Raw genomic sequence first — 10,516 nt, 5'->3', positions numbered from 1 at the left:
GAATTCAGGCAGATCTTTCGGCAGGCAGGAAACTTCGATTTCCGACACTACGTGGGAGATCTCGCCGCCTTTCTTCACAGGTGCAGATTCGTTGATGAAGTGCACTGGAACGATAGCGGTCAGTTTCTGGCCGGCAACTACGCGAACGAAGTCAGCGTGCAGTACGTGGCCTTTGGCTGGGTGACGTTGCAGGGCCTTGATCACGACGTTCTGCTTGGTGCCACCGACGTTCAGTTCGATGATGTGGCTGTAGGCAGCTTCGTTTTCCAGCAGCTTGGCAATTTCCTTGGCCAGCATGCTGATGGATTCAGGGGCTTTGTCGCCACCGTAAACAACAGCTGGAACCAGGCTAGCGAGACGACGCAGGCGGCGGCTCGCACCTTTCCCCAGGTCGGAACGCAGTTCAGCATTCAGGGTAAAATCGTTCATTTTGTATCTCCAAAATAACCTCGTCCGCCTTGGCGTTTGCGACCAGCGCCAAGGGCGATACGGGCAAAAAAGCCCCGTCCCAACCTAGGCTGGGACGGGGCGCTTTTCGTCATCGAGATGTTTTGCCAGGGACCAGCCCTTAGCGGAACATCGCGCTGATCGATTCTTCGTTGCTGATACGGCGAACCGCTTCGGCAACTACCGGTGCGATATCCAGTTGGCGGATACGTGCACAGGCTTGTGCTGCTGCGGACAGCGGGATGGTATTGGTCACCACCAGCTCGTCCAGCACGGAATTTTCGATGTTCTCGATGGCCCGGCCCGACAGCACAGGGTGTGTGCAGTAGGCGAAGACCTTGGCGGCGCCATGCTCTTTCAGGGCCTTGGCCGCGTGGCACAGGGTGCCGGCGGTATCGACCATGTCGTCGACCAGAATGCAGGTGCGTCCTTCGACGTCGCCGATGATATGCATCACTTCGGAGTGATTGGCTTTCTCACGACGCTTGTCGATGATCCCGAGATCAACGCCCAGGGACTTGGCCACGGCACGTGCACGCACGACGCCGCCGATGTCCGGGGAGACGATCATCAGGTTTTCGAAACGCTGGTCTTCGATATCGTCCACCAGGACTGGGGAGCCGTAGATGTTATCTACCGGGATATCGAAGAAACCCTGAATCTGGTCAGCATGCAGGTCAACCGTGAGCACACGGTCGATGCCGACCACGGTGAGCATGTCAGCCACGACTTTCGCGCTGATAGCCACACGTGCGGAACGCGGACGGCGATCCTGACGGGCATAACCAAAATAAGGAATAACAGCAGTGATACGAGTAGCCGAGGAACGACGGAAGGCATCAGCCATCACGACGAGTTCCATCAGGTTATCGTTGGTCGGAGCGCAGGTCGGCTGAATAATGAAGACGTCTTTACCGCGGACATTTTCATTGATCTCGGCAGTAATTTCGCCGTCGGAAAATTTTCCAACAGAAATGTCACCGAGAGGGATATGCAGCTGACGTACGACACGCCGAGCCAGATCGGGGTTGGCGTTCCCCGTAAAGACCATCATCTTGGACACGCGCAGTACCTGAAGGCTGAGGGTATACCTGGATGAGTATAAGGAAAATGGCAGGGGCGGCTGGATTCGAACCAACGCATGGCAGGATCAAAACCTGCTGCCTTACCGCTTGGCGACGCCCCTGTATCTGTTGCTTCGAGTGCCTGGCACTCGTTTCCGTTAGAGCAGCGTTTGCAGCTTGCGATGCAACATCGAAACGTTGCTCCCTTTTGCTACAAACCCTGTAAGGGTCTCTGTAAGAAGGGCCGAGACTTTATCAGCTTCAGCTTTGCTTGGGAAGCCCCCAAACACACAACTTCCAGTTCCAGTCAGTTTTGCTTCGGTAAATTTACCTAGCAAATTCAATGCGTTACGTACTTCTGGATAACGCCTTGCGACTACCGGAAGGCAGTCATTTCTGCTGTTTCCCTTGGGAACGGGGCGCACTTTAATGGGCGCGCTGTCACGTGTCAACAGCGGATCGGAAAAAATTTCTGCTGTACTTACAGAGACTTGCGGGACCAGCACGAGGTACCACGGCTCCTCGGGGTATTCGGGGCTGAGTTTTTCCCCAACGCCCTCGGCGAATGCCGCATGCCCACGGACGAAGACCGGTACGTCGGCACCCAGGGTCAAACCCAGTGCCGCCAGGCGGTCTTCATCCCAGTCCAGTTGCCAGAGATGGTTCAGGCCCAGCAGGGTGGTGGCGGCATTGGAACTGCCGCCACCGATGCCGCCGCCCATGGGCAGGATCTTGTCGATCCAGATGTCGATACCCAGGGTGCAGCCGGATTGTTCCTGGAGTTTCTTCGCGGCCTTGACGATCAGGTTGCTGTCGTGGGGGACGCCTTCGAACTCGGTGTGCAGGTGGATCACCCCGTCATCACGTACGGCGAAGGTGATTTCGTCGCCGTAGTCGAGGAACTGGAACAGGGTCTGCAGCTCGTGATAACCGTCTGCGCGACGTCCCAGGATGTGCAGCATCAGGTTGAGCTTGGCCGGGGACGGCAGCGTCAGTTTTTGCACGCTCATGTCATTGCCCCAGCTTGCGTGGTTGCCATTCCTTGATCACCAGTGTGACGTCAAGGTCGCTGCCATGCAGCTTGATCCGCTCGGGCAACCAATAGCCGTTCTGCTGCGAGTAGCTGCTGTAATCCACTTGCCAGCCGTCCTGTTCCAGGCTCGCCAGGTGGCTGTCGCCATCCAGGGTCAGGCGGCTCTTGCTACCCGGGGCGGGTAGGCCACGAACCCACCAGCCCAGGTGGGATACCGGCAGTTTCCAGCCCAGTTGTTCTTCCAGTAGCGACTCCGGGCTGCTGGCTTCGTAGCGGCCCTGGTTGGCCACTTCGAGGCTGACCTGGCCCGGGCGACCGGTCAGGCGTGCGGCACCGCGGCCCAGCGGGCCGGACAAGCGGATGTCGTAGTAATCCTGGCGTTGCAGCCAGAACAGCGTACCGCTGCCGGAGTCCTTGGGAGCACGGATGCCAATCTTGCCGTTGATCTGCCAGCCATCGAGACCGCTCAACTGGTCCTTGTGCTGGCGCCATTGCGCCGGGTTGCCCTGGCCCTGGACGGATTCACGGGCGCCGAAACCGGCGCAGCCGGCCAGCAGGGCGATGAAGCTGAAAACGATGAAGTGGCGCACAAGCATGGTCTTAAAGAGTCTCTGATCCGGTCAGGCGTTTGATGGTCTGGCGCAGCACGGGGTTGTCCGGCTGGTCCTTGAGGAACTTGTTCCAGACCTGCCGGGCTTCGCGTTGCTTGTCGTTATGCCACAGGACTTCACCCAGGTGCGCGGCGACTTCCGGGTCGGGGAAGCGCTCCAGGGCCTGGCGCAGAAGGCGCTCGGCCTCGTCCAGGTTACCCAGGCGATAGTTCACCCAGCCCAGGCTGTCGAGTACCGCCGGGTCGTCCGGGGTCAGCTGGTGGGCCTGCTCGATCAGGGTCTTGGCCTCGGCATAACGGGTCGTGCGATCGGACAAGGTGTAGCCCAGGGCGTTCAGTGCCATGGCGTTGTCCGGTTCGCGCTGGATGATCAGGCGCAGGTCCTTTTCCAGCTGGCCCAGGTCATTGCGCTTCTCGGCCTGCATGGCACGGGTGTAGAGCAGGTTCACATCGTCGGGATACTGCTTCAGCGCCTGCTGGATGACGCTCCAGGCGCGCGGCCCCTGGTTGTTCGCCGACAGGGTCTCGACCTCGATCAGGTACAGCTGGATGGCGTAGTCGGGTTGGGCGTCGCGAGCCGCCACCAGGCGCTTTTGCGCTTCATCGGTACGGCCGTTGTTCATCAGGATGTCGGCCTGGCGCAGTTGTGCCGGCAGGTAGTCGTTGCCCGGGCCAACCTGGGCATACTCGGCCAGCGCCCCTTGCGGGTCGTTGAGCTCTTCGGCGATACGGCCCAGGTTCAGGTGCGCGGAATCTTCATGGCTTTCCCGCGCGATCAGGTCTTCGAGGTAGCCCTTGGCCTCGTCCCAGGCCTTGGCTTCCAGGCACACCAGTGCCAGGGAGTAGCGCAGCTCGTCGTCCTCGGGGTACTGCTGGACCAGGCTCGAGAACTGCGCCTTGGCATCTTCCATGCGGTCCTGTTCCACCAGCATGCGGGCGTAGGTCAGGCGCAGGCGCTTGTCATCCGGATACTTGCGAATGCTCTTTTCCAGCAGGGGCAGGGCTTCCTTGCTGCGGTTCAGGCTTTGCAGCAGGCGGGCGCGCAACAGCAGCGGCGCCACTTCGCCGTCTTCCGGCGGATTCTCCTCCAGCAGGGCCAGGGCTTCCTTGGCGTCGCCATCCTGTTGCATCAGCAGGGCCTTGCCGAAAATCAGCTGGCTGTTATGCGGATGCTTTTGCAGCAGCCGGTCGAAGCCTTTCATCAAGCCGTCACGGGTTTCCTGATCGGTATCGGCGGCCGACAGGGCCAGGAAGTCGAAATGGGTATCGCCCTTGCCCTGCAGGACCTTCTCCATATAAAGCATGGAGTCGTCGTAACGCCCGGCGCGGGCCAGCTGGATAGCGGCCGCACGCTGCGCCTCGAGGTCGTCGGGAGCGTTTTTCGCCCAGATCAGCGATGTGTCCAGGGCCGCTTGGTCGGCGCCCAGGTACTCGGCGATGCGAAAGGCCCGCTCGGAGATGCCCGGGTCCTGGGTGTTGATGGCCTGGGTTACGTAGTTGTCCAGGGCAATGTCGAAGCGATTGCGCTGGCCCGCCAGCTCGGCGCTCAGCAGGCTGAAGACAGTGTCTTCGCTGAACGAGGAGTAGACCTTGGGCTTTTCAGGGGCCGGGGCGCTGTCTTCCACCGACGGCGTGGCGTCCGATGAAACAGGGGCCAGGGACTGGCATCCGCTGAGGAAGACAAGGGCGAGGAGCAACGCGGAGGATCTATTCATATAGGAAGAGGGCGACTAACCTGCGGTCGGATCATCATGACACAAGCCTTCGGCCAAACATAACCGAGACTCAACGGGATGCCAGAACAGAGGCAGTCTATTGGGACAATAGTCGGCGGGAGTTGTTCTGAATCTGTCGAAGTAGGACAATTGCCGGCTTCTCGACATCATCAGCGACCTTGAATGGCCTTCCTTGCACTTGGTATTAACCACAAGACTGCTTCTGTAGACGTCCGCGAGCGCGTGGCCTTTACCCCTGAGCAGTTGGTTGAGGCCTTGCAGCAGCTCTGCCGACTCACCGACAGCCGCGAAGCTGCGATCCTCTCCACCTGCAACCGCAGTGAGCTCTATGTAGAACAGGATCATCTTTCGGCCGATGTGGTGCTGCGCTGGCTGGCGGAATACCACCAGCTGAGCCTGGACGACCTGCGTGCCAGTGCCTATGTGCATGAGGACGATGCGGCAGTTCGTCACATGATGCGCGTGGCCTCGGGCCTGGACTCGCTGGTACTGGGCGAGCCGCAGATCCTCGGGCAGATGAAGTCCGCCTACGCCGTGGCCCGTGAGGCCGGCACCGTCGGCCCCTTGCTGGGACGGCTGTTCCAGGCGACCTTCAATGCCGCCAAGCAGGTCCGCACCGATACCGCCATCGGTGAGAACCCCGTATCCGTGGCTTTCGCCGCAGTGAGCCTGGCCAAGCAGATCTTCAGCGACCTGCAGCGCAGCCAGGCGCTGCTGATCGGCGCGGGCGAGACCATCACCCTGGTCGCCCGGCACCTGCACGAACTGGGCGTCAAGCGCATCGTGGTGGCCAACCGCACCCTGGAGCGCGCCAGCCAGCTGGCGGAACAGTTCGGCGCCCATGCGGTACTGCTCGCGGATATTCCCCAGGAGCTGGTGCACAGCGATATCGTCATCAGTTCAACCGCGAGCCAGTTGCCGATCCTGGGCAAGGGAGCGGTGGAGAGTGCCCTGAAGCTGCGCAAGCACAAGCCGATCTTCATGGTGGACATCGCCGTTCCCCGGGATATCGAGCCGGAAGTCGGCGAGTTGGACGACGTTTATCTCTATACCGTCGACGATCTCCACGAAGTGGTCGCGGAAAACCTCAAGAGCCGCCAGGGCGCGGCACAGGCTGCCGAAGAGCTGGTGAACATCGGCGCCGAGGATTTCATGGTGCGTTTGCGCGAGCTGGCGGCAGTGGACGTGCTCAAGGCCTATCGTCAACAGAGCGAGCGCCTGCGTGACGAGGAGTTGCAGAAGGCCCTGCGCATGCTGACCAACGGCACCAGCGCCGAAGACGTACTGGCCCAGCTGGCCCGTGGCCTGACCAACAAACTGCTGCATGCGCCGAGCGTGCAGTTGAAAAAGCTTTCCGCCGAAGGCCGCCTCGATGCGCTGGCCATGGCTCAAGAACTCTTTGCCCTCGGTGAGGGCTCTTCGGATAAAACCCCGCAATGAAAGCGTCACTGCTCAGTAAGCTGGACATTCTCCAGGACCGTTTCGAGGAACTGACCGCCTTGCTTGGCGACGCCGAGGTCATTTCCGACCAGGCCAAGTTCCGTGCCTATTCCAAGGAGTACGCGGAAGTCGAGCCGATCGTCGCCTCCTACAAGCAGGTACTCAAGGTCCAGGCCGACCTGGAGGGCGCCCAGGCGCTGCTCAAGGACAGCGACCCGGACCTGCGGGAAATGGCCGTGGAAGAAGTCCGCGAAGCCAAGGAACAACTGGCCGAGCTGGAAAGCAGCCTGCAGCGCATGTTGTTGCCCAAGGACCCCAACGATGGGCGCAACGTGTTCCTGGAAATCCGTGCCGGTACCGGTGGTGACGAGGCGGCGATCTTTTCCGGCGATCTGTTTCGCATGTATTCGCGTTATGCCGAGCGACGTGGCTGGCGCCTGGAGATTCTCTCCGAGAACGAGGGCGAGCACGGCGGCTACAAGGAAATCATCGCCCGGGTCGAGGGCGATAATGTCTACGGCAAGCTGAAATTCGAGTCCGGGGCCCATCGTGTACAGCGAGTGCCGGCCACCGAATCCCAGGGGCGCATCCATACCTCGGCGTGCACCGTGGCGGTGCTGCCCGAGCCGGATGAGCAGGAAGCCATCGAGATCAACCCGGCGGACTTGCGCATCGACACCTATCGTTCTTCCGGCGCCGGCGGCCAGCACGTGAACAAGACCGACTCGGCCATCCGCATCACTCACTTGCCCACCGGCATCGTGGTGGAGTGCCAGGAAGAACGTTCCCAGCACAAGAACCGTGCGCGCGCCCTGGCCTGGTTGTCGGCCAAGCTCAATGACCAGCAGGCCAGTGCGGCAGCCAGCGCCATCGCCAGCGAGCGCAAGTTGCTGGTGGGCTCGGGCGATCGTTCCGAACGTATCCGCACCTACAACTTTCCCCAGGGGCGTGTCACCGACCATCGGGTCAACCTGACCCTGTATTCCTTGGACGAAATCATCGCCGGTGGCGTGGAAGCGGTGATCGAGCCGCTGCTGGCCGAGTACCAGGCCGACCAACTTGCCGCATTGGGTGATTGAATGACCATCATCGCCAGCCTGTTGCGCGCCGCCCAACTGCCCGATTCGCCAACCCCACGCCTGGACGCCGAGCTGCTCCTGGCCGCGGCCCTGGGCAAGCCCCGCAGCTTTCTGCATACCTGGCCCGAGCGCATCGTGCCCAGCGAGGCGGTCCTGGTGTTCACTGAATACCTGCAACGGCGTCGCTCCGGCGAGCCGGTGGCCTATATCCTCGGCCAGCAGGGGTTCTGGAAACTCGACCTGGAAGTGGCTCCCCATACCTTGATCCCGCGCCCCGACACCGAACTGCTGGTGGAGGCCGCCTTGCAGCTGTGGCCTGCCGGCCCGGCCCGGGTCCTGGACCTGGGCACCGGCAGTGGCGCCATTGCCCTGGCCCTGGCCAGCGAGCGTCCGGCCTGGCAGGTCACTGCGGTGGACCGCGTGCTGGAAGCCGTGGCCCTGGCCGAACGCAACCGCCAGCGCCTGCAACTGGACAACGTCACCGTGCTCAGCAGCCACTGGTTCGATTCGATCCAGGGCCAGCGCTTCGGCTTGATCGTCAGCAACCCGCCCTACATTGCCGAAGCCGATCCGCACCTGGCGGCCGGCGACGTGCGTTTCGAACCGGAAAGCGCCCTGGTGGCCGGCAAGGATGGTCTCGATGACCTGCGCCTGATCGTGGACCAGGCTCCGCTGCACCTGGAAGCCGGTGGCTGGTTGATGCTGGAGCACGGCTACGACCAGGGCCCGGCGGTACGCGAGCTGCTAGCCGCCCGGGGTTTCATCGAAGTCCATAGCCGGGTCGATCTCGGTGGCCATGAACGCATCAGCCTGGGGTGCTTGCCGTGCTGACCGATGAGGAGCTGTTGCGCTATAGCCGGCAGATCCTGTTGCAGCAGGTCGATATCGACGGTCAATTGCGCCTCAAGCAGAGCCGCGTGCTGATCGTCGGCCTCGGTGGCCTTGGCGCTCCTGCGGCGCTCTACCTGGCTGCGGCCGGGGTCGGCGAGCTGCACCTGGCCGACTTCGACCGCGTCGACCTGACCAACCTGCAGCGCCAGATCATCCATGACAGCAATAGCGTCGATTCGAGCAAGGTGGACTCGGCCATTGGCCGGCTGTCCGCCCTCAACCCACAGATCCGCCTGGTGCCCCATCCGGTGGCGCTGGACGAGGACTCCCTGGCCGCCGCCGTGGCAGGCGTGGACCTGGTGCTGGACTGCAGTGACAATTTTTCCACCCGCGAAGCAGTGAACGCCGCCTGTGTCGCCGCCGGCAAGCCCCTGGTCAGTGGTGCGGCGATTCGCCTGGAAGGGCAGTTGTCGGTATTCGATCCGCGCCTCGCGCACAGTCCTTGCTATCACTGCCTGTACGGGCACGGCAGCGAGGCCGAACTGACCTGCAGCGAAGCCGGGGTCCTGGGGCCGCTGGTGGGCACCGTGGGCAGCCTGCAGGCGCTGGAAGCCTTGAAGCTGCTGGCCGGTTTCGGCGAACCGCTGGTGGGCAGGTTGTTGCTGATCGATGCCCTGGGTACGCGTTTTCGCGAGCTGCGGGTCAAGCGCGACCCTGGCTGCAAGGTCTGTGGAGGCCGGCATGAGTGAAGCACCGGTGGCGGTCTTCGATTCCGGGGTCGGCGGTTTGTCGGTCCTGGCGGAGATCCAGCAGTTGCTGCCCAATGAGTCGCTGCTGTATCTCGGTGACTGCGGCTACATTCCCTACGGCGAAAAGACTCCCGAATTCATCCGCCAGCGCTGCGGCCTGATGGCCCACTTCTTTCGCGAGCAAGGGGCCAAGGCCCTGGTGCTGGCCTGCAACACCGCCACCGTGGCCGGCGTCGCCGAGCTGCGGGGGGAATTTCCGGATTGGCCCATCGTCGGCATGGAGCCTGCGGTCAAGCCTGCCGCGGCGGCTACCCGCAGCGGCGTGGTCGGGGTCCTGGCCACCACCGGTACCCTGCAGAGCGCCAAGTTCGCCGCCTTGCTCGACCGGTTTGCCGGCGATGTGAAGGTCGTCACCCAGCCTTGCCCGGGCCTGGTGGAGAGGATCGAGAACGGCGACCTGCACAGCGCGGCCTTGTGCCAATTGCTGCAGGGGTATGTCGAGCCGCTGCTGGCGGCGGGCTGCGACACCATCATCCTGGGCTGCACTCATTACCCGTTTCTCAAGCCCGTGCTGTCACGGATGCTGCCTGGGCACATCAGCCTGGTGGATACCGGTGCGGCGGTGGCCCGCCAACTGCAGCGCCTGCTCGACGAGGGCGGCCTGCGCGCCCATGGCCCGGCACGGGAAACCCGCTTCTGGACCAGCGGCAATGTGCCGCATTTTGCCAAAGTACTGCCCATCCTGTGGCAAGAATCCGGTAGTGTGCAGTCTTTCGACTTGTGAAAAAAACGTTAAATCCTGCTGTCAGTGCTGAACTTCTGGTTCAGCGCTGACTTCTATAGCCTATCTACCAGGCTGTATAAAAACGTTCAAAATAGTTCAATAAAAGGATGTTCCTGATGAAGCGACTGTTGTGTCTGGCCGCGCTTGCGGCCGCGTTGCTGGGGCCAAGTCTTTCCGCGCATGCCGCCGGGGTGGAATTTTCCGTGGGGCAGACCGGGGACTCGACGCAAGCCTACCGGCTTGGTATGCAATTCGATTGGGACAAGAGCTGGCTGCAAAGCGATGTCGGTCGCCTGACGGGCTACTGGAGTGGCGCCTATACCTACTGGGATGGTGACAAGAAGTCGAGCAACCACAGCCTGTCGTTCTCCCCGGTATTTGTCTACGAGTTCGCTGGAAACAGCGTCAAGCCCTACATCGAGGCCGGGATCGGGGTCGCGGCCTTTGCCCATACTCAATTGGAAGACAACAAGCTGGGCTCGTCCTTCCAGTTCGAGGACCGCATCGGTTTCGGCCTGCGCTTCAACGGCGGACATGAAGTTGGCATTCGCGCCACGCACTATTCCAACGCCGGCATCAGCAGCCCCAACGATGGGGTAGAAAGCTACGCCCTGCACTACACGATGCCGCTCTGATCCGTCCCAGCGATACGCCGTGGACCATTCCTCGGCGTTCGCTCAAGCAATCCGCCTCTCCCCATTCGAATTCGCGGCCGATCTCGGCCGCCGCTCGTATCAGCGCAT

At 62.0% G+C, this 10,516-nt stretch carries 11 protein-coding genes and 1 tRNA gene; 6 read left to right on the top strand and 6 right to left on the bottom strand.

Going from position 1 to position 10,516, the window contains the following annotated elements:
- The 6 genes from ACK6AU_RS22080 to ACK6AU_RS22055 all read right to left on the bottom strand — a co-directional run.
- On the bottom strand, positions 1 to 429 hold a 429-nt coding region (locus ACK6AU_RS22080; RefSeq protein ID WP_409301371.1), incomplete at its 3' end, for a 50S ribosomal protein L25/general stress protein Ctc.
- A gap of 139 nt (positions 430 to 568) precedes the next feature.
- Complete coding sequence (locus ACK6AU_RS22075; protein WP_003171603.1) at positions 569 to 1,510, bottom strand: ribose-phosphate pyrophosphokinase; 942 nt, start codon at positions 1,508 to 1,510, stop codon at positions 569 to 571.
- A gap of 48 nt (positions 1,511 to 1,558) precedes the next feature.
- Positions 1,559 to 1,633: transfer RNA gene (locus ACK6AU_RS22070), tRNA-Gln, on the bottom strand.
- Positions 1,634 to 1,669: 36 nt separating this feature from the next.
- Entirely contained in the window at positions 1,670 to 2,521 is an 852-nt protein-coding gene (gene ispE / locus ACK6AU_RS22065; protein ID WP_185700366.1) for a 4-(cytidine 5'-diphospho)-2-C-methyl-D-erythritol kinase, read from the bottom strand.
- Position 2,522: 1 nt separating this feature from the next.
- Positions 2,523 to 3,140 (bottom strand): lipoprotein insertase outer membrane protein LolB, encoded by a 618-nt coding sequence (gene lolB, locus ACK6AU_RS22060; RefSeq protein WP_185700365.1) that lies wholly within the window; start codon positions 3,138 to 3,140, stop codon positions 2,523 to 2,525.
- A gap of 4 nt (positions 3,141 to 3,144) precedes the next feature.
- Positions 3,145 to 4,869 carry a tetratricopeptide repeat protein gene (locus ACK6AU_RS22055; protein ID WP_409301368.1) on the bottom strand — a complete coding sequence of 575 codons (1,725 nt, stop codon included), beginning with the start codon at positions 4,867 to 4,869 and terminating at the stop codon, positions 3,145 to 3,147.
- Between the two features lie 183 nt (positions 4,870 to 5,052).
- Between ACK6AU_RS22055 and hemA the strand changes: the two genes are divergently transcribed.
- The 6 genes from hemA to ACK6AU_RS22025 all read left to right on the top strand — a co-directional run bounded on the left by hemA (position 5,053) and on the right by ACK6AU_RS22025 (position 10,408).
- Positions 5,053 to 6,330, top strand: coding sequence for a glutamyl-tRNA reductase (hemA, locus tag ACK6AU_RS22050; protein ID WP_409301366.1), 1,278 nt, complete (start codon positions 5,053 to 5,055; stop codon positions 6,328 to 6,330).
- Entirely contained in the window at positions 6,327 to 7,409 is a 1,083-nt protein-coding gene (prfA, locus tag ACK6AU_RS22045) for a peptide chain release factor 1 (RefSeq protein ID WP_185700362.1), read from the top strand. The genes hemA and prfA overlap by 4 nt, the downstream gene beginning before the upstream one ends.
- Positions 7,410 to 8,240 (top strand): peptide chain release factor N(5)-glutamine methyltransferase, encoded by an 831-nt coding sequence (gene prmC / locus ACK6AU_RS22040; RefSeq protein WP_185700361.1) that lies wholly within the window; start codon positions 7,410 to 7,412, stop codon positions 8,238 to 8,240.
- A complete protein-coding gene (locus ACK6AU_RS22035) occupies positions 8,234 to 8,989 on the top strand; it encodes a molybdopterin-synthase adenylyltransferase MoeB (protein ID WP_409301363.1) in 756 nt (251 codons plus the stop codon). The genes prmC and ACK6AU_RS22035 overlap by 7 nt, the downstream gene beginning before the upstream one ends.
- Positions 8,982 to 9,773, top strand: coding sequence for a glutamate racemase (gene murI, locus ACK6AU_RS22030; protein ID WP_409301361.1), 792 nt, complete (start codon positions 8,982 to 8,984; stop codon positions 9,771 to 9,773). The genes ACK6AU_RS22035 and murI overlap by 8 nt, the downstream gene beginning before the upstream one ends.
- Before the next feature lie 116 nt (positions 9,774 to 9,889).
- Complete coding sequence (locus tag ACK6AU_RS22025; protein WP_185700358.1) at positions 9,890 to 10,408, top strand: acyloxyacyl hydrolase; 519 nt, start codon at positions 9,890 to 9,892, stop codon at positions 10,406 to 10,408.
- Positions 10,409 to 10,516 lie beyond the last annotated feature (108 nt).

The sequence above is a fragment of the Pseudomonas sp. KCJK8993 genome (genome assembly GCF_046230915.1).
GTDB lineage: Bacteria > Pseudomonadota > Gammaproteobacteria > Pseudomonadales > Pseudomonadaceae > Aquipseudomonas > Aquipseudomonas piscis.
This window is presented reverse-complemented; position numbering and strand designations above follow the sequence as displayed.

Coding starts and splice junctions, on each gene's coding strand:
- ispE (WP_185700366.1), bottom strand. CDS start 2,521: ATGAGCGTGCAAAAACTGACGCTGCCGTCCCCGGCCAAGCTCAACCTG.
- lolB (WP_185700365.1), bottom strand. CDS start 3,140: ATGCTTGTGCGCCACTTCATCGTTTTCAGCTTCATCGCCCTGCTGGCC.
- murI (WP_409301361.1), top strand. CDS start 8,982: ATGAGTGAAGCACCGGTGGCGGTCTTCGATTCCGGGGTCGGCGGTTTG.
- ACK6AU_RS22025 (WP_185700358.1), top strand. CDS start 9,890: ATGAAGCGACTGTTGTGTCTGGCCGCGCTTGCGGCCGCGTTGCTGGGG.
- prfA (WP_185700362.1), top strand. CDS start 6,327: ATGAAAGCGTCACTGCTCAGTAAGCTGGACATTCTCCAGGACCGTTTC.
- hemA (WP_409301366.1), top strand. CDS start 5,053: ATGGCCTTCCTTGCACTTGGTATTAACCACAAGACTGCTTCTGTAGAC.
- prmC (WP_185700361.1), top strand. CDS start 7,410: ATGACCATCATCGCCAGCCTGTTGCGCGCCGCCCAACTGCCCGATTCG.
- ACK6AU_RS22055 (WP_409301368.1), bottom strand. CDS start 4,869: ATGAATAGATCCTCCGCGTTGCTCCTCGCCCTTGTCTTCCTCAGCGGA.